The organism is Myxococcus sp. CA033 (genome assembly GCF_013336625.1).
GTDB lineage: Bacteria > Myxococcota > Myxococcia > Myxococcales > Myxococcaceae > Myxococcus > Myxococcus llanfairpwllgwyngyllgogerychwyrndrobwllllantysiliogogogochensis.
In genome coordinates this window covers 15181-36412 of the sequence record NZ_JABUMU010000027.1, presented here as the reverse complement: position 1 = coordinate 36412, position 21232 = coordinate 15181, and the positions used below count along the sequence as shown (strand labels likewise).

The 21232-nt window shown below is 68.4% G+C and carries 18 protein-coding genes; 10 read left to right on the top strand and 8 right to left on the bottom strand.

Annotation, left to right across the window (positions count from 1 at the left end; genetic code table 11):
* Window positions 1-4: 4 nt before the first annotated feature.
* Together HUA78_RS38705 and HUA78_RS38700 are read left to right on the top strand one after the other, a co-directional pair.
* On the top strand, window positions 5-1465 hold the full coding sequence (locus tag HUA78_RS38705) for an SPFH domain-containing protein (RefSeq protein ID WP_174478486.1): 1461 nt from the start codon (window positions 5-7) through the stop codon (window positions 1463-1465).
* 86 nt (window positions 1466-1551) lie between these two features.
* Window positions 1552-2376, top strand: a complete 825-nt coding sequence (locus tag HUA78_RS38700; RefSeq protein WP_174478485.1) for a matrixin family metalloprotease — start codon at window positions 1552-1554, stop codon at window positions 2374-2376.
* 21 nt (window positions 2377-2397) lie between these two features.
* Here HUA78_RS38700 and HUA78_RS38695 read toward each other — a convergent pair whose 3' ends face one another.
* The 3 genes from HUA78_RS38695 to HUA78_RS38685 are packed head-to-tail and all read right to left on the bottom strand — an operon-like array spanning window position 2398 to window position 4818.
* Window positions 2398-3159, bottom strand: coding sequence for a murein L,D-transpeptidase family protein (locus tag HUA78_RS38695; RefSeq protein WP_174478484.1), 762 nt, complete (start codon window positions 3157-3159; stop codon window positions 2398-2400).
* A gap of 25 nt (window positions 3160-3184) precedes the next feature.
* Window positions 3185-4207 (bottom strand): DUF2071 domain-containing protein, encoded by a 1023-nt coding sequence (locus HUA78_RS38690; RefSeq protein ID WP_174458946.1) that lies wholly within the window; start codon window positions 4205-4207, stop codon window positions 3185-3187.
* A complete protein-coding gene (locus tag HUA78_RS38685; protein WP_174478483.1) occupies window positions 4204-4818 on the bottom strand; it encodes a hypothetical protein in 615 nt (204 codons plus the stop codon). The genes HUA78_RS38690 and HUA78_RS38685 overlap by 4 nt, the downstream gene beginning before the upstream one ends.
* Window positions 4819-5223: 405 nt before the next feature.
* Between HUA78_RS38685 and HUA78_RS46920 the strand changes: the two genes are divergently transcribed.
* The 4 genes from HUA78_RS46920 to HUA78_RS38670 all read left to right on the top strand — a co-directional run bounded on the left by HUA78_RS46920 (window position 5224) and on the right by HUA78_RS38670 (window position 9187).
* Entirely contained in the window at window positions 5224-5751 is a 528-nt protein-coding gene (locus HUA78_RS46920; RefSeq protein WP_254624139.1) for a hypothetical protein, read from the top strand.
* Complete coding sequence (locus tag HUA78_RS38680; protein ID WP_254614543.1) at window positions 5700-6803, top strand: right-handed parallel beta-helix repeat-containing protein; 1104 nt, start codon at window positions 5700-5702, stop codon at window positions 6801-6803. Before HUA78_RS46920 ends, HUA78_RS38680 begins: the two co-directional genes overlap by 52 nt.
* Before the next feature lie 118 nt (window positions 6804-6921).
* Window positions 6922-7602 (top strand): hypothetical protein, encoded by a 681-nt coding sequence (locus tag HUA78_RS38675; protein WP_174458949.1) that lies wholly within the window; start codon window positions 6922-6924, stop codon window positions 7600-7602.
* A 109-nt stretch (window positions 7603-7711) separates the two neighbouring features.
* Entirely contained in the window at window positions 7712-9187 is a 1476-nt protein-coding gene (locus tag HUA78_RS38670; RefSeq protein WP_174458950.1) for an amino acid permease, read from the top strand.
* A gap of 21 nt (window positions 9188-9208) precedes the next feature.
* Here the strand turns inward: HUA78_RS38670 and HUA78_RS38665 are convergent, their stop codons facing one another.
* Entirely contained in the window at window positions 9209-9676 is a 468-nt protein-coding gene (locus HUA78_RS38665; protein ID WP_141646931.1) for a carbonic anhydrase, read from the bottom strand.
* Window positions 9677-9881: 205 nt separating this feature from the next.
* Between HUA78_RS38665 and HUA78_RS38660 the strand changes: the two genes are divergently transcribed.
* The 3 genes from HUA78_RS38660 (at window position 9882) to HUA78_RS38650 (ending at window position 14116) form a co-directional block, all read left to right on the top strand.
* On the top strand, window positions 9882-12251 hold the full coding sequence (locus HUA78_RS38660; protein ID WP_174458951.1) for an arylsulfatase: 2370 nt from the start codon (window positions 9882-9884) through the stop codon (window positions 12249-12251).
* An 83-nt stretch (window positions 12252-12334) separates the two neighbouring features.
* Complete coding sequence (locus HUA78_RS38655; protein WP_174458952.1) at window positions 12335-13411, top strand: MBL fold metallo-hydrolase; 1077 nt, start codon at window positions 12335-12337, stop codon at window positions 13409-13411.
* 108 nt (window positions 13412-13519) lie between these two features.
* Window positions 13520-14116 carry a hypothetical protein gene (locus HUA78_RS38650; protein ID WP_254624138.1) on the top strand — a complete coding sequence of 199 codons (597 nt, stop codon included), beginning with the start codon at window positions 13520-13522 and terminating at the stop codon, window positions 14114-14116.
* Between the two features lie 92 nt (window positions 14117-14208).
* Here the strand turns inward: HUA78_RS38650 and HUA78_RS38645 are convergent, their stop codons facing one another.
* Both HUA78_RS38645 and HUA78_RS38640 read right to left on the bottom strand, forming a co-directional pair.
* Entirely contained in the window at window positions 14209-17619 is a 3411-nt protein-coding gene (locus HUA78_RS38645) for an Ig-like domain-containing protein (protein WP_174468477.1), read from the bottom strand.
* A gap of 159 nt (window positions 17620-17778) precedes the next feature.
* Window positions 17779-18621, bottom strand: a complete 843-nt coding sequence (locus HUA78_RS38640; protein WP_254624137.1) for an SDR family NAD(P)-dependent oxidoreductase — start codon at window positions 18619-18621, stop codon at window positions 17779-17781.
* Between the two features lie 99 nt (window positions 18622-18720).
* Here HUA78_RS38640 and HUA78_RS38635 point away from each other — a divergent pair, with 99 nt between their 5' ends.
* Window positions 18721-19305 carry a TetR/AcrR family transcriptional regulator gene (locus tag HUA78_RS38635; protein ID WP_371745766.1) on the top strand — a complete coding sequence of 195 codons (585 nt, stop codon included), beginning with the start codon at window positions 18721-18723 and terminating at the stop codon, window positions 19303-19305.
* 17 nt (window positions 19306-19322) lie between these two features.
* Here the strand turns inward: HUA78_RS38635 and HUA78_RS38630 are convergent, their stop codons facing one another.
* Window positions 19323-19976 carry a lipopolysaccharide assembly protein LapB gene (locus HUA78_RS38630; protein WP_174468475.1) on the bottom strand — a complete coding sequence of 218 codons (654 nt, stop codon included), beginning with the start codon at window positions 19974-19976 and terminating at the stop codon, window positions 19323-19325.
* 521 nt (window positions 19977-20497) lie between these two features.
* Entirely contained in the window at window positions 20498-21229 is a 732-nt protein-coding gene (locus tag HUA78_RS38625) for a hypothetical protein (protein ID WP_141646925.1), read from the bottom strand.
* Window positions 21230-21232 lie beyond the last annotated feature (3 nt).

Genomic DNA, 21232 nt, shown 5'->3' with positions numbered 1-21232 from the left:
GTCCATGTCGTCCCAGGAGCCGGTGAAGAACGCGTATCTCGACCAGGTGCGGGAGCAGCAGCAGCGCCTGGAGGTGGACCTGCGGGCTCGCAAGCAGATGGTGGGCGGTATCGCCATGGCGTCGGCGAGCGCGTCCCGCCCGGCGTCACCCGGAGGAGGGGGCGGAGGAGGAGGAGGAGGAGGTGGTGGTGCGAGCCCGGGGAACGCGGTGGACGTGCGCATCACCGGCTTCTGGCGCTGGAAGACGGTCGTCGTCCCGCCCAATGCCTACGTGGTGCAGACGCGCCGTGGGCATGCGCAGCCGCTGACGCTCGGCCTGGGGGTGTCGTTCGCATACGACCCCTCGAAGGACTCGTTCCTGGTGGTGCCGGGGGCGATGCAGACCATCCTCATCAACGCGCACTGCATCTGCCGCGAGCTGCAGGGCCTGTTGGTGCAGGGCTACGTGCAGTGGATCATCGAGGACTTCGGCACGGCCTACCGCAAGCTGGACTTCACCGACGTGGAGGACCCGATGCGCGTGGTGAACGTGCAGCTGCGCGAGCAGGCGGAGGCGGCCATCAAGGACAAGGTGGCCACCATGAGCATCGACGCGGTGCTGTCCGACAAGCAGCCCATCATCGAGGAACTCACGGCCCGGTTGCGGCACGTGGCGGAGGGCGGCGGAGGCACCGACAAGGGCCTGGGGCTGCGCATCGTCACGGTGCAAATCAAGGAGGCCGTGGTCAGCTCCGCGCGCCTGTGGGAGAGCCTCCAGACGCCGTTCCGCGCCGAGCAGGAGCGCATCGCCCGGCTGGCGTCGTTGGGGAAGGAGGAGTCGCTGGCCCAGCGTGAGCTGGAGGTGGAGCAGACGCGCGAGCGCATGCAACTGGAGAGCGATGGCGAGCTGTCCGCGCTCCGGGCGAGCAAGGACGCGCAGGCGTACGACCGCGAGCAGTCCGAGCGGCAGCGGCGACAGCATCGCGAGGAAGAGGACGCGCGCAAGCTGGCCACGGAGCGGCAGCAGACGGTGCTCCAGGCCGCGGAGCTGGAGAAGGCCCGGCTGGCAGGTGAGGCGGAGCTGGCGCGACTGCACCAGGAGGTGGAGGCGGCAAGGCTCAAGCGCACCGCGCTGGCGAGCACGGACGCTCACGACGTGGAGCGCGCCGCGGCCAACCGTCAGGCCCGGGTCGAGCTGGAGCACCTGGAGCTGCGCCAGCAGATCCTCAACGGGCTGAGTGCGTCCAACGTGCAGGCGCGGCTGGTGGAGTTGCTGCCCGCCATCGCGGAGAAGCTGCCGCAGCCTCGCGAACTGCGTTCGGTGTCCATCGGCGGCGCCAGCGGCGCGCAGGACGGCCAGGGACTGACCACCCTGGTGGCCCAGATGATGGCCCTGGTGAATGTCTTGAAGACGGAGCCGCCCGCGTCTCCGCCGCCTGGTGCCCCCACCCCCACGCCGGAAGAAGAGCACCCCACGCCGGATTGAAGTTCAGCCCCCCGGCTCCCAGGTCACCTTCCAGATTTGCTATTATTTCTGGTTGGGCGGCTTTGGGAGCCGTCAAAGGGGGAGTCATGCGCAGTGTCCGTTTCGTGGGGTGGTGTCTCGGAGTGTCCCTCCTGCTCTCGGCATGCGGGAGCGTCGAACAGGAGCCGGCAGATGCCCCGGCAGGCACCTCCGATGCGGCCTTCGAGGAGTTCAAGTCGAGGGCATACCGGGAGCCCGACTCGAACGTCTATGTCGTGCCGCCGGACCTGGCGTTCGACGGCGACACGGCGCTGCGCGCGTACCACGACCGTTACGTGCGACGGGACGGACTGGGGACTCGCGAGGACGCGCTGGCCGTGGGGTGCCCCAATGGCGTCCTCGTCATGTGGGGCGCCACGGCGGTGCGCGACTTGCGGTACTGCGTCAGCAGGTCTTTCGGCACGCGCCAGGCCGACGTCATCGCGGCGATGAGCAGCGCGGCGAAGGCGTGGGAAGCCGTGGCGGGCGTGAACTTCATCCACGAGAGCTCGCTCGACGGGGCCTGCATTGCCTCGCAGGAGGGCGTCGTCTTCGACATCCGACCGGTCAACACGGGCGGCCAGTATCTGGCCCGCGCGTTCTTCCCGAATGCGGCCCGCTCCGCGCGGAGCCTGCTCATCGACAACACCGCGTTCGGGAACATCGCCCCTTTGACGCTCAGGGGCCTCCTGCGGCACGAACTGGGGCATGTGCTGGGCTTCGTGCATGAGCCGGGCAGCGTGCTCTGTCCGCGGACCACGGGCACGTGCATGCTGACGGAGACCCCGGATCCCAACTCGGTGATGGTCAACTACTCGTGCGGTGTGACGGCGGGAGACCTGGTGTTGAGCGCCCAGGACGAGACGGCGGCGGGGTTCCTGTATCCGCTGTGACGCGCGGCGCCCTTCGCGCGGTCATCGTCCCGCGCGAGGGGCCTTCGTCGCGGGTGTCACGACATAGGCACCCGTCTTCGCGACGACCGAGGTGCGAGGCACCTGGCGGCTCTCCTCGAAGAGGGTGTACGCGGGCTGGAGGCTCTTCCAGAACGACACCAGCGAGGTGTCCGCGCCTGCCTGCTTCTCCAGCGCCGCCATCCCCGCCGCGTCGAGCCTGCGCGGGAAGATGTGGATGGGCGCGTCCCGCTTCGTCCGGGCGCGCGTGTCCAGCGCCATGAGGTAGAGCTCCTCGATGGGGCCATCCTCGATGGCGATGCAGCCGATGCTCACGCAGTTGCCATGCACGAAGATGTTGCCGCCCAGCCGGACGCCCGGCTTCTGGTGGTGCTTGTCCGCCGTGTTGGGATAGCTGACCCGCACGGAGAGGTGGAAGTTGCTCACCGGGTTGAAGAGGTCGAGCGTGTAGAACCCTTCCGGGACCTGGAGGTCGCCCTCGCGACGCTTGGGCCCCAGCTCTCCCGAGGCGGCGCAGAAGGGGTACGTCTTCACCTTCACCAGCGGACCCTCCTTGGGCCCCGCCCAGACCTCCAGCTCCTTTTCGTGCTTGAAGGCCCGGACATAGAGCTGGTCCGTGGGCCAGGGTGTCCCGGCGGTGGCGAAGAGGGCCGTGACGTCCTTCATCCGCGAGGCGCGAGCGGTGGCGACGCGGTCCCCTGCGTGGGCGCTCAGGGAGAGAAGGGCGCCAAGGAAGCCGGCGACGAGTGCGAGGGAGGTCTTCATCGCGCGTTGGACTCCGCCGGGTCGCTCACGGTTCCACGGTATGTCGTTCCCTGCGAAGAGGCCGCCAGCGGTAGGCACACTCCGTGAGGTGGAGGACCGAGTCCAGGCGCGCTCCCGGGGCGAGAGGGCCCTCCTCGAAGTACTCGCAGTACAGCTCCACCGGGGTGCAGAAGCGGGCGTTCCACGGGGCACGGTCGATGGTGAGGACGTAGACGAAGTCGCCCGAAACACCGAGCGCGTCGTAGCACTCGACCAGCGGCTCGTGCAGGTCCTCCAGCCCCGTCCACACGCTGCCCTGGGGCGGGTGTGTCTGGGGCCGGGTGTCGAACACGCCGACGAGGCGCCCTCCGGGAAAGGCCGCCTCCGGGTCCGCCGCGACGGTGAGCAGCTCACCCTCGCGAGCCATCACCATGTGCGCCTCGCCGAACTCGTGGAAGCGGAACTCGTCCAGCGCATTGCCCACGCGGCGCATCACCGGGTCATTCGTCTCGCTGCGCACGAAGTAGCCGCCGCGTCGCCACTCCCCGCGCGCGTTGCGATAGCGCACCGCCGCCCGATAGCTCACCTGGTAGAAGCACACGCCCAGCAGGGGAGACACGCCCTGGGGACGCATGTCGCGCAGGGACGACATCAGCACCTGCACCCACGCGGTGCCGCGATGGATTTCTGGAACGAGCGGCGCGGGCAACAGGCGCGCGAGTCGCTCCGCGTCCACCGCGTAGTTGAGTGAGACGGCCTCCACCCAGTGCGTCTGCACCTGGGTGAGCCAGGGCACGGACGGGCACTCCTCCATGCCGGGGGGACTGGGGCTCGGGTCCTGGCTGCTCGCGAGGAGCAGGTGGGCCTCGCGCAGGGCCTCGTGTCCCAACGGCGTAGGGACCCAGCGGCGTCGCTCCTCACGAGCCAGTCCCGCCAGGGCAATCGCGCGCAGCGCCGACGCGGGGTCCGTCACTCCAGCCACCGCGAGGCGCGAGTGAAGCTCCAGCTCGTCCAGCCCCCACGGCTCGGTTGCGAGGGCCACCAGTGCGGCGAGCGACTCCGGCTTCATACCAGCCGGGCCTCGGGCGTCCGGGCCGCGCGCCTGCGCAAGCGGGCGCGGTGGAGCGCGAGCCCTCCGCCGAACTGCACCGCGAACCAGAGCGCGGCCAGCAGGCTGAAGCCGTGCTCTGGCAAGCGCGTCATCATCAGGGAGACGACCGCGAAGAAGGCCGCCACCGTGAACCACACCCGGCCCATCAGCGCGCCCATCATCGAGAAGGCGGTGGCGAACAACACACAGGCCACCGCGGGCATGAACAGCCGGTCCAGGCCGAGCAGCCAGTTGATGAGGGCCACCAGCCCCATGCCGCCCATGAACGTGGTCCAGATGGCCCAGATCTGCCGCTCGACGAAGGAGCGCGCGCCCGCCGTCTGGCCGCGCTTGAGCAGGAAGATGCTGGAGATGTTGAAGGCCAGGATGGCGCTCCAGAGGACGACGTAGGCGCCGGGCGTCCGGTCTCCCCGATTCCAGAGCCACTGAGTGGCGGCGAAGCCCGCGGCGTTGGTGAAGGCATGGAGCATCCAGATGACGCCCCAGTTCTGGAGGGCCGAGTCGTCACGCGCCTGGGACACGACGCGGCGGATGAGCTCGAGGGCCTGGTTCGCTTCTTCGCGGTTCATCGTGGCGCGGAGTCTACGCGACCCCCGGCGAGGAAGGCGTCCCGTTCGCGGTCGGATTCCAGACCCGGTACGTCAGCCACGGTGTGGCGAAGCGAGGGAGCAGGCTTCAGTGCACGGGATGTCTCCACCTGGTGCATGAAAACCGACCATGCAGGTGAGGTGAGTGCGCGGCATGTACGGGTCACTGGAGGAGGGAAGCCCGACCGCGGGGGTGGGGAAGTGCCTGGCGCGTGAGGCGGGCACGTACCTTCGTGCAGGAATTCGGAGCGAAGGTTGGTCCGCATGGGATGGGACCCTCATGCAATGGTGGCTGACTCCTGCTCGTGTTACCTGCCAGCCCGCCTATGAAGACATCTTCGTTTTCCTTCTTGATTGCCAGCGTCGTCGCCGTGTCTCTCTCGGTGAGTGCCTTTGCTTGTTCCGGCGAAGATTCGTCGACGGACCCTGAAGACGGCGTGGGAGTGGAGGATGGTGGCGGGCTCGTGCGCGATGCTGGCGGAGAACCCGAACGTGACGCCGGTGGAGAACCCGAACGTGACGCCGGTGGCGAGCCCGAACGTGACGCCGGTGGCGAGCCCGAACGTGACGCCGGTGGCGAGCCCGAACGCGACGCTGGTGGAGAGCCCGAACGCGACGCTGGTGGAGAGCCCGAGCGCGATGCCGGTGGAGAGCCCGAACGTGACGCTGGCGGCGAACCGGAGCGAGATGCTGGTGGCGAACCTGAGCGCGACGCTGGCCCTGGGACCTCGGATGGAGGCGACTCCGGCGTGGACGGTGGCAGTGGTCCTGACCCCGTGGATGCGGGCCGAGCCGATGCTGGGACGGATGGCGGTGCTTTGGATGGTGGCCTGGACGCAGGCCAGGATGCGGGGCCCGTCGAGGTGCCGACGGATGGCGGCACGGTCGTCACGGGCACATTGTCCGGGACGCTGACGGCGGCGGGCTCCCCCTACCGGGTCATCGGCAATGCCCAGGGCGTCGTCACGATTCCGAAGGGGCAGGTCCTCAAGGTGCAGCCCGGCGTCATCCTCGACTTCAAGGGGCGCCCGGAGGTGACGGAGGCCGATGTCGCGGCGGGTGCGCCGGACAGCGTGATGAACCACCAGAAGGGCCGCGTGGAAGTGCGTGTGTACGGCGGCATCCAGGTGAGTGGCACGGCGGACAAGCCCGTGCTGCTCACCTCGACGAACCCGTATGGCTGGTGGGGCATGAACTTCTATGGAGACAACTCCGTGGGAGACGGACACCCCGTCTTCGACCACATGGTCTTCGAGAAGGTGCGCAAGAACGAATACAACGGCGACCGAGACTGGACGCGTGGCGCGCTGTGGGCCTACTACCCGGGGCCGGTGACGATTCGGAACTCCGTGTTCCGTGACAACGTGTCCGCGGCGAAGTGCGGCGCGCTGGACCTGATGTTCACCGTGGGCTCTCGCGTGGAGAGCACGCTGTTCGAAGGCAACCGCACGTCGGACATCGACCGCTTCGCTCAGGCGGGCACGTCCTCCATGGCGGGTGGCGGGGCGATGTGCGTGACGCACGGACGTGACTCCGTGGTGCGCGGCAACACCTTCCGGAACAACGGCCTGGAGGCGTTCCGGGGCAGTGTGTGGAGCGGCCTGACGGTGAGGCCCGTGCTCGCCTGGCCCAACTCACAGAACATCTACGACCTGGGCGGCGGCGCGGCCCTGCACTACTTCCAGCCGAACAACGACCTCATCGTGGACAACCTCTTCGAAGACAACTTCGTGACGAAGGGGCCCGCGGCGGCCATCTACGTGGAGGATGTTGGCACTCGCGGTGTCACCCTGCGACACAACCGCTTCCTGGACAACCAGGCAGGGGCGGGGGGCGTGGTGGTGTGCAACCGAGGCAGCGGCGCGGTGGAGCTGGTGGTCGAGAGCGACAACGTCTTCAGTGGGAACACGGTGAATGGCAACCCCGCGCCGAATGTGACGGGCGACTGCACCGTCGCCGCCCAGTAGTCGGCGCGAGTCCTACCTTGTCTCCACCCGGGGGCTCGAAGCCTCGAATAAAATGGCTCAGGCCGCGTCAGTAGGCCTGTACACACAAGCGAGCTTCGCGCTCACGAGGCCCCCCACCATGAACGCTTTTTCATCCGCCGTGCTCGCGGGACTTCTCTTCGCGGGAAGCGCGCAGGCCCAGTCCCGCTCCAACCAATGGGAGCGCGCGCAGGACCGTTACGAAGTGCATGAGGACCGCCGCGAGCTTCGCGACGACCGGAAGGACGTGGAGGAGCTGAAGGCCGTCCTGGCCCGCTTCGACAAGGCCTGGGCGCGTCGTGACACCCGTGAGATGGATGCCGTGGAAGGGCGCCTGCGCCAGCTTCTTCGCGCGGAGATGATGGAGAGCCGCACCGAGCTGTCGTCCTCGCAGCGGGAGGCCCAGCGCAGCCAGCGCGAGGTGCGCGCGGAGCAGTGGGAGGTCCGCGACGATGCCGCCTGGGGGCGCCGGGCCGCGTACGTCAACGACAAGCGGGACCTCCGCGATGACCGGCGGGATGCCCGGGATGACCGCCGCGATGTGAAGGCGGAGGCCGCCACGCTGCGCACTCGGCAGGTCATCGCCCGGGAGCTCGCGGAGCTGGAGGGCCGCCGGAATGGTGGCGCGTTGCACCGCAAGCGGGACCTCATCCAGGAGCTCATCCGGCTGGCGGAGCGCGAGGTCCGCGAGGGAAAGCAGGAGCTTCATGAGGACAATCGCGAGCGCCGTGAGGACCATCGCGAGCGCCGTGAGGACCGCCGCGACCACCGCCGCGGCTGAGTCGATACCGGGGGCGCCGCTCCGGTGATTCGCTCGCCGGGTGACACTTGCCGACGAGCGCCGCTGTCCGTGCTTCCGAATGCTCGCGGGCCGGCATTGACTGCCGCCCGTGGGAATCTGGTCGAAGAAGAGCCTCGCGAGGCTCCAGGACGAGGATGGCGCGGGGCATGAGCTGCACCGCACCCTCAATGGGTTCCAGCTGACGTTGCTGGGAATCGGGGCCATCATCGGCGCGGGCATCTTCGTCGTGACGGGGACGGCGGCGGCGCAGCACGCGGGGCCCGCCATCGTCCTGTCGTTCGTCCTGGCCGGGGTCGGCTGTCTCTTCGCGGGGCTGTGCTACGCGGAGTTCGCCTCGATGATTCCCGTCGCCGGCAGCGCATACACGTACGGCTACGCCACGCTGGGCGAACTGGTGGCGTGGATCATCGGCTGGGACCTGATGCTGGAGTATCTCTTCGCGTCCTCGGCCGTGGCGGTGGGGTGGTCCGGCTACCTGACGGCCTTCCTTCGCGACTACGTGGGGTGGCAGCTGCCGGCGGCCTTGGCGAATGCTCCGTTCGACACCGCGCCGGGCTCGCTCATCCCTCACGCCACCGGAGCGCTCATCAACCTTCCGGCGGTGCTGCTGGTGGGCGTGCTCACGGTGCTGCTCGTCGTCGGCATCCACGAGTCGGCGCGCGTCAACAACATCATCGTCTTCGTGAAGGTCGCCATCGTCCTGCTCGTCATCGTCTTCGGCGCCTTCCACGTCGAGCGGGAGCACTGGACGCCCTTCATCCCTCCCAACACCGGGCGCTTCGGAGAGTTTGGCTGGAGCGGGGTGCTGTCGGGAGCGGGCGTCATCTTCTTCGCGTACATCGGCTTCGACGCCGTCTCGACGGCCGCGCAGGAGACGAAGAACCCGTCGAAGGACCTGCCCACGGGAATCCTCGGCTCGCTCATCGTGTGCACGGTGCTCTACGTCCTGATGGCGGCGGTGATGACGGGCCTGGCGCCGTACCGCACGCTGAACGTGCCCGAGCCCGTGTACGTGGCCATCTCCGAGGGGGGCCCGGCCCTGCAATGGCTCCGCCCCATCGTCGGGGTGGGGGCCATCGCGGGACTGGCGTCCGTGGTGCTCGTCATGTTGATGGGGCAGCCGCGCATCTTCTTCGCCATGTCGCGCGACGGGTTGTTGCCACCGTTCTTCGGCCGCATCCATCCGCGCTTCCGCACGCCCTATGTGTCCACGCTCATCACCGGAGCCGTGTCCATGGTGGTGGCGGGGCTGTTTCCCATCGGGTTGCTCGGGCACCTCGTCTCCATCGGAACGCTGTTCGCGTTCGTGGTCGTCTGTGCCGGAATCCTGGTGTTGCGCTACACGCGGCCGGATCTGCCCAGGCCCTTTCGGACGCCCTTCGTGCCCGTGGTCCCCATCCTGGGCATCTTCGTCTGCACGGCCCTGATGCTGGGCCTTGGCACGGAGACCTGGATACGCCTCATCCTCTGGCTCGCGCTGGGGTTGGTCATCTACTTCGGCTACGGCCGCAAGCACTCCCGCGTGGGGCAAGCGGAGGCGGCGGGGCGGACGGACTCGCGCTGAGCCAGAGGGTCGTCCGCGGCCTCAGTCGTGGAGGGCTACGGGCTTGAAGTGGATGCGCTCCGCTTCCGGGTGGACGAAGAAGGGGCGCACGCGGATGCCGGTGTGCTCCTTCTGGAGCTGCTCGGCGGCGTGACGCAGATCCTGGACCTGCTGCTCCGCGATGAACTCCGGCCCCATCGTTCCGTGACGGGACTGGTAGTAGCCGCAGTTGGCGTGAGCGAGCAGGAGGACCTCCTCGATGTGGTGGCCGATGATGAGGAAGCGTGCCGCGCGGGTGATGGTGTCGCTCTCCAGATAGTCAGCCACCCAGCGGTTGAGGAGCGCGGGACCACCGGGGATGGTCAGCGTATCGATGCGCTCATGGCCCAGGTGGGTGGCGAGGTCCTCCACGGCATCCGTGAAGCGTCCATCCGAGCAATAGATGGCGAGCACCGTCGGATGGTGGTGCTCGTAGCGGTGGCGGGAGACGAACGGCTTCTCGTCGATCATGGCGGCACCCTAGCGGGTTTCACCTCCCAGGGTTCGAGCGGATGCGTGCCTGGCTGTTCCTCCCCGTCGTCCAGGGGGTGGACACAGGCCCGGGGGCTGGGCGGCGCTCGGGGGTGGCTTGAAGGCGCGTCCAGGGGGGCCCACCTGTCTCCATGGTGCCGTGCCCTCGGTTTTCTTTGCGCCCGGCGCAGCAAGGACTCGTGCGATGGCCAGGAAGCCTCGGTTCCCTCGGAAGGTGGATCGCCACGTCTACCCAGGCCCGGAGTACCGCTTCTCGAAAGCGAAGATCGGGCTGACCTATCAGGACTCGAAGCCCGACTTCCCGCGCCAGCCGAACGCGCCAGAGCGCGCGCCCAACGTGCTGCTCGTGCTGCTGGACGACGTGGGCTATGGGTGGTCCAGCGCGTTCGGCGGACGGGTCTCGATGCCGACGGCCGAGCGGCTCGCGCGGAGCGGGTTGAAGTATTGCCAGTTCCACACCACCGCGCTCTGCTCGCCCACGCGGGCCGCGTTGCTCACCGGCCGCAACCACCACAGCGCCGCGTCGGGAGTCATCGGCGAGATAGGCACGGGCTACCCCGGCTACACGGGCATCATCCCCAAGAGCTGTGGCACCATCGCGGAGACCCTCCAACAGAATGGTTACGGCACGGCCTGGTGGGGGAAGAACCACAACGTCCCCGACAACCAGACGAGCGCGGCGGGGCCGTTCGACAACTGGCCCACGCAGCGGGGCTTCGACTACTTCTACGGCTTCATCGGCGGTGAGACGGACCAGTTCCGTCCCGCGCTCTATCGGGGCACGGAGCCCGTGGAGGCCGGCCGGACGCCCGAGGAGGGCTATCAGCTCACGCGAGACCTCGCGGATGACTGCATCGGGTGGATGCGCCAGCAGAAGTCGATTGCCCCACAGCGTCCGCTGTTCCTCTATTTCGCACCCGGCGCGGGCCATGCGCCGCACCAGCCACCACTCGACTGGCGAGGCCGGCATCAGGGGAAGTTCGACCAGGGCTGGGACGCCTATCGCGAGGAGGTGTTCAAGCGGCAGATAGAGCTGGGCGTGGTTCCTCCCGACGCGAAGCTCACCGCGCGCCCCGCGGAGATTCCGGCCTGGGACTCCTTCGACGACGAGCAGAAGCAGCTCTTCAGTCGCATGGCGGAGAACTACGCGGACTTCCTGTCCCACGCGGACCACGAGGTGGGCCGAGTCGTCCAGGCACTCGACGACCTGGGTGAGCTGGAGAACACGCTCGTGCTCTACATCATCGGAGACAATGGCTCGAGCGCGGAGGGCACGCTCACGGGCACCCTCAACGAGATGCTGACGCTGGGAGGGTACGCGCCCGACCTCCAGCAGCTCCTGGACCGACAGGACGAGATAGGCCTGCCGGGCACGTCGCCGCACTACCCGGTGGGCTGGGCCTGGGCGGGCGACACGCCGTTCCAGTGGACGAAGCAGGTGGCCTCGCACTTCGGTGGCACGCGCAACCCGATGATTGTTTCGTGGCCTCGCGAAATCACCGAGGGAGGTGGCTCGCGCTTCCAGTTCCACCACATCATCGACATCGCGCCCACGTTGCTGGAGGTCATCGGCATCACCGAGCCGACGATGATGAAGGGCACGCCGCAGAAGCCCATCGAGGGCGTCAGCCTGGCGTACACCTTCGATGAAAAGGCCGAGGACGCTCCGAGCACGCGGACCACCCAGTACTTCGAGATGTTCGGCAACCGGGCGCTGTATCGCGATGGCTGGATGGCCTCATGCCGACATGGCCGGTTGCCGTGGCAGACGGTGGGAACGGCGGACTTCGCCAAGGACCGCTGGGAGCTTTATGACCTCCGGGGCGACTACAGCCAGGCGGTGGACGTCGCGGCCCGACATCCCGAGAAGCTGCGCGAGCTCCAGGACCTGTTCATGGTGGAGGCGGCGAAGTACGACGTGCTGCCCCTGGATGACCGGTTCATCGAGCGCGCGGACGTCACGCTCCGCCCGAGCTGGTTCTACGGGCGCAAGCGCGTCACGTTCTACTCGGGCATGACCTATCTGCCGGAGGGCAGCGCGCCGAAGACGAACAACATCAGCTACACGCTCACCGTCGGAGCGGACCTTCCCTCGGAGGGCACCGAGGGCGTGCTGGTCTGCGTGGGCGGAGACATGGGTGGTTGGTCGCTGTACGTGAAGGACCGGCGGCTCGTGTACCACTACAACTTCTTCGACGTGGAGCGGCACGAGGCCGTGTCGGACATCGAGGTCCCCACGGGGCGGGTGGAGCTGAAGCTCGCGTTCACCAATGAGTCCGACACGCTGGGCGGCCCCGCGTCGGCACGCATCTTCATCAACGGCAAGGACGTGGGCCACGTGGCGATTCCGCGTCAGTGTCGCGGGCGTTTCAGCACCGAGTGCATGGATGTCGGAATGGACTCTCGTTCGCCCGTGAGCCGCGGGTACCTGGACCGGGGGACGTTCCCCTTCACGGGCCGCATCGAGTACGCCACCTTCGACTTCGACCTGGAGGTCGCCAACCGCGAGCTGACGGCCGAGGAGCGGTTGGAGCAGCACGTCCGACTGGACTGACTTCCACCCGCCGGGAGGGCGACCCATCGCTCGCCCTCCTGGTGGGGTGGCCAGAATCGGGCCAAGGCGTTAGACACGACGACATGTCTTCTTCCAGCCGTGGTGGGCATATCTCGGGGCTGCGACTCGAGCGGGTGAGCGCCTCCCGCCAGTTCGCGGAGGGTCGGTTCCGCAACACCGCGCCCGTGCACCCTGGCATCCAGGGCAACCCCCTGCCGTTGCTCGGCGAGTACTTCTTCGGGGGCGCGCAGCGCACGCCTCCGGGGCCGTTGCCCCTGGAGAACCCGCTGGAAGCCTGGGGACGGAGGCCCGACACCGGCCTGCGGGTGACGTGGCTGGGGCACAGCACGATGCTGCTGGAGCTGGACGGCGCGCGCATCCTGACGGACCCCGTGTTCGGCGAGCGTGCCTCGCCCATGTCCTTCGCCGGGCCTCGGCGTTTCCACGAGGCGCCGGTGTCCCTGGACGCGTTGCCGGAGCTGGACGTGGTGCTGCTGTCGCACGACCACTATGACCACCTGTGCCGGCCCACCATCCAGGCCCTGGCGAAGCGGCGCGTTCCGTTCGTCACGGCCCTGGGCGTGGGGGCCCACCTGGAGGCCTACGGTGTGGCGCCGGAGCTGATCACCGAGCTGGACTGGTGGGAGCGGACCACGGTGGGACCGGTGACACTCACCGCCACGCCGTCGCAGCACTTCTCCGGGCGCGGCTTGGGCGACCGGAACCGGACGCTGTGGGCGTCCTGGGTTCTGGAGGGTGACAAGCACCGCCTCTTCTTCAGTGGTGACACAGGGCTGACGGAGGAGCTGCGCGAAGTGGGGCGGAGACATGGTCCGTTCGACCTGGTGATGCTGGAGGTGGGTGCCTTTCATCCGAGCTGGGGCACCATCCACCTGGGACCGGAGAACGCGCTCAAGGCCCACGAGATGCTCGGGGGCGGCCGGTTGATGCCGGTGCACTGGGGCACCTTCAACCTGGCCCTGCACGCATGGGATGAGCCCGCGGAGACGCTGCTCCGGCTGGCCTCCGAGCAGCAGGTCCGGCTCTTCACGCCTCGCCTGGGGGCCGCGAGCGAGCCCCTGCGCCTGGAGCAGGCCACGCCCTGGTGGCGGGAAGTCTCGGCGGGAGTGCTGGCCCCAGGGCCCGTCCTGGGCGGGTAGGCGGGCGTTCCATCGACCGGGCGGCGGGGCTTCGCGGGACCCCTGAGTCGATGTCTTGGAACGCGGGCGGGGGGATGGGCATCTCTCCCTCAGCAGGTGGATACCACCATGACCATGCCCCTCATCGCGCTCGCGGCTGTCGGTTCAGGTGCGCTGCACGCACTGGCGGGACCGGACCATCTGCTGAGTCTCGCCCCTCTTTCGGTCGGACGTCGTCGGGGCGCGTGGCGGGTGGGGCTGCTGTGGGGGTTTGGCCATGGGCTCGGCACCTTGATTGCCGCGGGAGTGCTGCTGGTGCTCCTGTCCGCGGTGCATCTGGAGTCCGTTGATCGCTGGGCCGAACGCCTCGCGGGACTCGCGCTGCTGGGGATGGGCGTCTGGGGACTGCGGCGGAAGTTGGGCGCGGGCGATGAGGCTCAGGCGTCCCGAGGCGTGCTCGCCGTGGGGTTGGTGCACGGTCTGACGGGGGCATCCGCGCTGGTGTTGCTGCTCCCCATCGCGGTGTCGGGCACGGCGCCGGAGCAGGCCCTCTACCTGGGCGGGTTCTCCATCGGCAGCACGCTGGCCATGTCCGCGCTCACCGCGAGCATCGCCGCCTTTTCCCGCATCAAGCAGTTCTCCTCCAAGCTGGCGACGCATGTTCCTCGCGTGGCGTCCACGGTCTCCATCCTCGTGGGCAGTGCCTGGATGCTCGGGAGTTTCTGAGCCAGCGCGTGATGTCCTTTGGACATGATTCGGGCCGGACTCCACGCGCCTTGGTGGAGCCCGGCCCATTCACTTCGTGTGTCCGGTGCGTCTCAGTGGACGCGGCCCGGAGGCAGGTTCGAGCGGGGCGGGAAGCCCGGCACGGCAGCGTCCAGGTTCTTCGCGCTGCTCAGTGAGCGTGGCGCGAGCAGGGCCTCACCCACGGAGCCCGTCATCGCCTGGAAGCCCTGCGGTGCTCCGCACACCAGGTTCTCCAGGTCGTCGTCTCGCCGGCCCAGGTCGTCGAAGACGCGGGTGATGGAGGAGTTCACGGGGTCAGGAATCGGCGCCTGGCTGACCATGAAGGGCGACGGGCCCGAGGCGCTACCGGCCGAGCGCGGGAAGATGTGCAGGAAGGGGGTCTGCGTCTCGCCCGCGTGGCAGCCGTTGCACGTGTTCAGGGAGAAGCGATGCCGGGCCTCGGGGTCCGCGCCCGGCGCGTCCCAGAAGAAGAAGAACGGCGTGAGCGCGGAGCCCGCCAGGAAGGGCTGTCCCTCGAAGAAGGCCGGCACCTCGTGGGTGCCGTTCATGAGGGGCGCTACGTTCTGCTGCACGTAGTTCGACACCAGGGGCGAACCGGCGTGGAAGAGCTCCGGCGTGAGGGCCACGGGAGCGGGCGCCAGGCCGGTGGGCCCGAAGTGGAACTCGCGCAGCTCCCACAGCGGGTCCAGCGCGTTCTCGTTGGTACGCACCTGATGGATGGCGCTGCCCATGAAGTGGCCGGGTGCCACGAACGACTGGGTGAAGCGGTCCGTGAGCGCCTGGAGCTTCGTGTTGAACGCGGGCGTGCCGAGGCTCAGTGTGCCCAACTCGTGCCAGTCACGGGCCCAGCGCTGGATGTCCTCCGGTCCATCGCCGGGCAGCATGTATTCGAGGATGACGGTGAACGGCAGCGGCTGGCCCGTGGGTGTGGTGACGCCGAAGACGAAGCGGCCCTCACCTGAGTGCGTACCTTCGCTGCGCAGGTCAATGCGGTTGACGATGGCAAGCAGTCGGAATGGCGCCGTGTTGAAGTCGAGTTGTGCGGTGGGACCGCCGCTGCGTGCCTCCCACGGCCCGAGCACGTCGGGGCGGATGCGCGTGCGCGCGGCGACGAACGAGGCCTCGATGAACTGGTCCTGCTCCCACGTCTTCAGCCAGTTGCGCACCAGCTCGGAGGGGTTCTGCCCGCCGTTCATGCGGCGCATCAGCGTGCCGAATGTCCAGACGCCGTTGCCGGTGGTGCGCACCGGGTCTTCCACCACGGACAGGTCGGTGATGAGCAGCTCGCGGTTCGGCGTCACCTGACACACGCCCGGAGCACAGGCGGTGGAGGACTCGCAGCCGTTGACCGCGTTGCCGTCGCAGTCGAAGGTGCCCACCGCGCAGCCGAGGCCACACGTCCCCGCGCCGCAGACGCCGCTCGCCGAGGCCGCGCCTCCGCACACGGTGCCGCACGCGCCGCAGTTCGCCGCGTCTTCCATCATCGACGTCTCACACCCGTTGCCCGGATTGCCATCGCAGTCCAGGAAGCCCGCGACGCAGGTCTCCGTGAAGGACGTGCAGGAGGACTGATTTCCCGCCGCGTCCCGGACCCTCGCGAAGACGGTGACACCGACCTGGTTGGCGAGCAGCGGCACCATCGCGCTGCCTGCATTGTCCAGCGGCACCTCCGTGCCCATGGGCGTGGTGCAGCCCGCGTTCGAGAAGAGGACCACCCGCGTGCGAGGCTCGGCCAGGGTGCGCACCGCGCTGACGAAGGGCGCCTGGGGGAAGGGCACCAGTCCCGGTATGAAGGTGGCCGGTAGCGGCGCGAGGTTGTCGTGCGTGTACGCCACCGTCGGAGAGCAGCCGGAGGTGTTGCCAGCGGCATCCACGGCTCGCAAGGAGAACGTCGTCACCGAGTTGGTCCCCACGGTGAGGTTGAGGCTGAAGTTGCCGGTCGTCGCGTTCGCCGTGGTGGTGGTCAGCGGAGTCCCTCCGCAGCTGGAGTTCTGGAAGACGCGGACAAGCGCGCCCGCCTCGGTGCGACCTTCGAGCAGGGGCGTCAACTGCGTTCCCACTCCATTGGGGACGAAGCCGAGTTGGAAGGGCGTGGTGGGGGCGATGTTGTCATGGACATAGCTGATGGCGGCGGAGCACGCGGAGATGTTGCCCACGGCGTCCTCCGCCTTCGCGGAGAAGGTGCTCGTGGTGTTGGCCGTCATGGTGAAGGGGCGGGTGAAGGTGCCCGTGGCGGTGGCCGTTACGCTCGCGAGGGGGCTTCCGGCGCAGCTGCTTCCGGAGAAGAGCCGCACGGTGGCTCCCGCCTCCGTGGTGCCGGCGAGAGTCGTACTGGTCTGCGTGCTGGGAGAGGCCGGCGTGAAGCCCGTGAACACCGGGACGATGGGCGCCACCGTGTCGCGCACGCAGCCGAGCAGCTCCAGCCGCGCCAGGGAGATGACCTCGACCCCGGTGCGAGAGTCATTGTCGTCCGTCACGTTCAGCCGGAACTTGCTGAACGTCCTCGGGGTGCTGAGCGTGTACTCGCGCCGCTCCGCGCCCAACCAGTTCATCTCGTCGATGCGCGTGTCCACCGTCACCCACGCGCTGCCGTTCCAGCCCTGGAAGGTCCAGTTCTTCGGCGCGCGCGTGGTAATGTCTCCGTTGGCGTACTTGATGGCGTACCGGCTGACGATGCGAGGACCGTCCGTCCACTCGTAGGCCAACCACGCGGGAGTCTGCTTGATGGCGGAGATCCACATGGATGTTCCGGTGGCCACGCTGTCGAACGCCTTCCAGGCGTCGTACTCCGGCTCCGCGTCGATGACCCCCGAGGCGGTGACGATGCCGGAGGGCCCGGTCGCGCTCGTCATGTCCGGTACCTGGTTGACGCTGGCGGCGCAGGCGCAGTTGAAGAAGCTCAGCTTGCCGATGGAGAGGACGTCTACGCCCGTGCCGGCCGCGTTGTCCTCCGTCACGACCAGGCGGTACTTGCTGTAGGCCGTGGGAGTCGCGACGGCGAACTCGCGCTGCTCGGTGCCTCCCCAGTTCGTCTGGAGCGTGCGCGAGTCAATCGTGTTCCACGCGGTGCCGGACCAGCCCTGCAGCGTCCAGTCCCGTGGCGCTCGTGCGTTGAGCGTGCCGTTGGAGAACTTGATGGCGTAGTGCGTGACTGTCTTGGGGCCGTTGAAGAACTCGTAGGTGAGCCAGGCCGTGGCCTGTCCGCTCGCGGAGAGCCACATGGTGGTGTCGCTGCCGTCGAGCGCCATCCAGCCGGGGTTGGACGCACTGAGCTGGCTGGAGCCGATGGCGAGCCCGCTCGGAGCATCGCCGGCCGTCATCGCGGGGATGAGGCTGTCGCCGCAGGTGAGGCCCTGGGTGGCGGCACCCAGCGGCTCGGGAGGGGAGTCAGCGGGCGGTGGGGCGTCCTGACACCCGGGCACGAAGGCCAGGGTGAGGGCGCTCGCCAGGAACAGGCTTCGGATGGATATCGGGCGATGCATGGACACGCTCCTCGCTACGGGCCGCCGGCGAACACCGGAGGCGCTGGAGCACCGTGTCGTAGCGGGACGTGTCGACAGCGAGGGCGGGGATGTGACGGAAGCTCCGGCGCCGGTGACGAGTCGTCCTCCGCGCGGGACGAGCCCGCGGCCGCGCGGGCCTCAAGTGCCCGGGAACAGTCGCGCGTGGACCTCGCGCACGGCGCGCCGCGTGGCGACATCCTCCGTCACCGCGGGCCAGGGTTGCTCCGTTTCCTCCATCCACCAGGGGGCCTGTCCCGGAGGAGACCAGCGCCCCCTGGCGAGGACTCGGACGAGGCGCTCGGCGCAGACCTCTGGCGACTCCCAGCCGCGCTTCACGAGCGAGAGAAGCCATCCCACGGGCCCCGTGCGCGCACCCAGGTCCGTGCGCACGACACCCGGATGCATCACGAGCACGTCCAGCTCCGGATGTTCGGTGGCGACGTCGCGCATCGCGAGCGCGAAGCCGAGCTTGGTGTCGCAGTAGGTCCGGATGCTGGAGAAGTCCTCACCCGTGGGCGTGCGCGCCGCGTCGAACCGGCCCTTCACCAACAGGCCCGCGCTCACCAGCAGGATGCGGCGCAGCCGGCCCGCGTCGAGCAACGCCTGCTGCATCACCCACGGCGCGGCATGATTCACCACGAACGCCCGCTCCAGTCCGTCCGGCGTCAGCTCCCGTCGCGATGGCCACACGCCCGCGTTGTGCACCAGCGTGGCCTCGGGGCCCACCACGTCCACCAATCGCCGCCCCAGGTCGCGCGCCGCCGCGAGAGAGGAAAGGTCTCCAGGCACGGCGAGCGCCTGCCCGCCGTCCTGCTGGATGGAGAGCACCAGCGCGTCCAATCGGGCCCGGTCCCGAGCAACCAGGATGAGTCGGTCCTCCGTCGACTTCGCGAGGGCTTTTGCCAGCGCGTGACCGATGCCACGCGACGCTCCAGTGAGGATGAGGTCGGCCATGGACACCAGCCTGCCAGCCCTGTTCATGAATTGGAAGAATGTTCCAGTTCGAGAGTCTGGGGTCTGATGACCCAAGGAGGGGGCAGCGCATAGGGTAGGGCGATGGGGCCAGCACGACGGGACGGGGTGAAGCGACGCGATGCCTTGCTGGATGCGGCGCTGCACTGCTTCGCGGAGCGGGGCGTTCTCAGCACGGGCATCGAGGAGATTCGCAAGGCCGCGGGGGCGAGCCCGTCGAGCGTCTACCACCTCTTCGACGGGCTGCCGGACCTGACGCTGGCGTTGCTGATTCGCACCTTCGAGCGCCTCTTCACGCACCTGTCGGAGCGCGTGTTGCCCACCACCACGGCGGAGGCGGCCGTGGTGGCCCTGGTGGATGGCCACCTGGAGTGGATCTTCGCCCACCGGGATGAAGGGCGCTTCATGTACCAGGCGATGGCGATGGAGCTGGGGACGCACGCGGCGGGAGCGCTCACGGCGCGCAAGGCGGAGCTGCTCGCGCCCATCGTCCAGCACTTCGGGCGCTTCATCGCGGAGGGCTCGCTGCCACCGTGGCCGCCGCTGCTGCTGGACGTCGTGCTGCTCGGCCCGAGTCACGAGGCCTGCCGCCGCTTCCTCGCGGGCGCTCCGCTGGAGCCCTCCTGGATGCGAGGCCAACTGCCAAGGCTCGCGTGGCAGAGCGTCAAGTCCAGGGAGGCTCACGGCTCATGACTGCCAAGGGCTGACGCTTAGCGGCCCAGCAGCACCGCGCGCAGCCACGACGCGAACGCTCCGACGGTCGGCGTCACCTGGGCTTGCGTCCACCGCAACCTGCGCATGTGGCGGCGACTCTTCGCTTCCGCGGGCAGGGGCTCCAGCACCGCGAGCGCTTCGTCACGCTGCTTCTGTCGCGCGAGCAGGAGCGCCAGGTCCAGCTTCACCTCGAACAACGTCGCGTCCAGCGCGAGCGTTTCGCGAAGCAGGAGGATGGCACCAGGCCGCTCGGCCCCGCGACGGAAGTGGAGCCGGCCTCGGAGCAGTGTCTTCACGGCCTCCGCGCGGTGTCCCTTCACGACGTGGAGTTGCGACACCTGCCGCCAGAGGTCCATCTCCAGGGGAAACAGCTCCGCCGCCTGCGCATAGACGGCGAGCGCCTTGTCCGCGAAGCCCTTGTCCAGATGGACCTGGGCCGCCGCGCGGAAGCTCTCCAGCGCGGCCTCCGGCTGCTTCACCCGGGCCAGCAGCGGCGCGAGCTTGCCGAGCACCACCGCGTCCTTCGGTTCCAGCTCCAGCGCCTTCCGGTAACCAGAGATGGCCTTGTTCAGCCGGCCCTTCGAGCGAGCCAGGTCCGCCTCGGTGACGAGCTCCGAACGGGACGGCGGCGTCTTGCTTCCGAACAGCATCGCGACTCCGCATTGAAGTCGCCCCGCGCGCCGAGGGCAACCCCACACGAGCCCTCACGACGAGACATGTCCGCCAGGTGAAACAGCCGCGCTGGAAGTTTCGACGGGACAAATAGGTGAGCCCGATCAGGGTGTCCTCCTGACCGGGCTCGGGGTGCTGCCATGGATGAGGTCCGCACGTTTAAGACTTCGCCTCAGTCTGATGCCCCGTGTCCTGCGATTGAACGACCGCCGCGCAAGCGAGTGGAGCGGCGGGCTGGAATTGCACCAGCATCTCGGGGAGAAGGGCGAAGGCGGTTGATCGGACCTGCGACAGCGAATGCTGAGTCTGGAGTGAGAATCTGAGCGTGGGGTGCTTCGCGGGCCCGTGACGTCGCTTGCCTCTACCCGTTGGGCTACCCCGCCGCAGGAGTGGATGGCGGGGGCAGGGTTCGAACCTGCACTGAAGGCGACCCGGGAACGCTCGGCGTCAACTTGCTGCTGAGTTTGAGTTTGTACTCCGAAAGGACTGCGCGCCGAGTCTAGCTGAAGAGGTAGCCGAGGAGAACCTCGCCCGACTTCAACTCTTCGACCTCCACCGCGTTGGCTTCCTCGCGCGCGAACTTGACCGCCTGCTGGAGCTTCTCCACACGCTCCACCAGCTCATTGACCCGGACGGCGGGGAGAGCGCCCGAGTACTTCACCGTCTTCCAGTAACCGACGACGATGTCCTCGTAATAGACCTCCACCTGGGCGGGGTGCTTCTCGGTGGCCTCGGCCTTCACGTGGTTGCGGGGGACCTTCTTCGTCTTCGCGGTCTGCACCGGCTCGGTGGCCCACAGGCCCTGCGCCGGGTCGGGGACCCAGGACTCCGACGGGTCCAGCGTGGGCAGCTTCTTCACGAAGGTCTGCAGGTCCACCAACTGCTTCTCCAGGAAGAGCAGGTACGTGGCGGGGGCGCCCTTGAGCAGCACCTTGCCGTCGACACGCACGTCCGCCTTCGCGTGACAGTTGGTGAGGTCCTTGGTGGCGGTGACGTCGAAGAGCCGGGTGAGGATTTCCTTCGTCTTCTTCAGCACGTCGTCGGTGCGCACCTGCACGCGCGTGGACTCGGGGGGGAAGCGCTCACCCTCTTCGTCACGGGGCTGATAGGTGCGGGAGATGCCGTTGAGCAGCTGCGGCTTCTGGAGGTCGTGGTGGGCCTGCGTCAGCTCCTGCTGGGAGCGGTTCTTGACGCCCTTCTCGACGGCGATGATCTGATTGAGCTTGGTCATGAT

What these genes read in the sequence shown, in the direction of transcription:
- HUA78_RS38705 (WP_174478486.1), top strand. Translation starts at nt 5, where the DNA reads ATGTCGTCCCAGGAGCCGGTGAAGAACGCGTATCTCGACCAGGTGCGG.
- HUA78_RS38700 (WP_174478485.1), top strand. Translation starts at nt 1,552, where the DNA reads ATGCGCAGTGTCCGTTTCGTGGGGTGGTGTCTCGGAGTGTCCCTCCTG.
- HUA78_RS38695 (WP_174478484.1), bottom strand. Translation starts at nt 3,159, where the DNA reads ATGAAGACCTCCCTCGCACTCGTCGCCGGCTTCCTTGGCGCCCTTCTC.
- HUA78_RS38690 (WP_174458946.1), bottom strand. Translation starts at nt 4,207, where the DNA reads ATGAAGCCGGAGTCGCTCGCCGCACTGGTGGCCCTCGCAACCGAGCCG.
- HUA78_RS38685 (WP_174478483.1), bottom strand. Translation starts at nt 4,818, where the DNA reads ATGAACCGCGAAGAAGCGAACCAGGCCCTCGAGCTCATCCGCCGCGTC.
- HUA78_RS38675 (WP_174458949.1), top strand. Translation starts at nt 6,922, where the DNA reads ATGAACGCTTTTTCATCCGCCGTGCTCGCGGGACTTCTCTTCGCGGGA.
- HUA78_RS38665 (WP_141646931.1), bottom strand. Translation starts at nt 9,676, where the DNA reads ATGATCGACGAGAAGCCGTTCGTCTCCCGCCACCGCTACGAGCACCAC.
- HUA78_RS38660 (WP_174458951.1), top strand. Translation starts at nt 9,882, where the DNA reads ATGGCCAGGAAGCCTCGGTTCCCTCGGAAGGTGGATCGCCACGTCTAC.
- HUA78_RS38655 (WP_174458952.1), top strand. Translation starts at nt 12,335, where the DNA reads ATGTCTTCTTCCAGCCGTGGTGGGCATATCTCGGGGCTGCGACTCGAG.
- HUA78_RS38650 (WP_254624138.1), top strand. Translation starts at nt 13,520, where the DNA reads ATGACCATGCCCCTCATCGCGCTCGCGGCTGTCGGTTCAGGTGCGCTG.
- HUA78_RS38645 (WP_174468477.1), bottom strand. Translation starts at nt 17,619, where the DNA reads ATGCATCGCCCGATATCCATCCGAAGCCTGTTCCTGGCGAGCGCCCTC.
- HUA78_RS38640 (WP_254624137.1), bottom strand. Translation starts at nt 18,621, where the DNA reads ATGAACAGGGCTGGCAGGCTGGTGTCCATGGCCGACCTCATCCTCACT.
- HUA78_RS38630 (WP_174468475.1), bottom strand. Translation starts at nt 19,976, where the DNA reads ATGCTGTTCGGAAGCAAGACGCCGCCGTCCCGTTCGGAGCTCGTCACC.
- HUA78_RS38625 (WP_141646925.1), bottom strand. Translation starts at nt 21,229, where the DNA reads ATGACCAAGCTCAATCAGATCATCGCCGTCGAGAAGGGCGTCAAGAAC.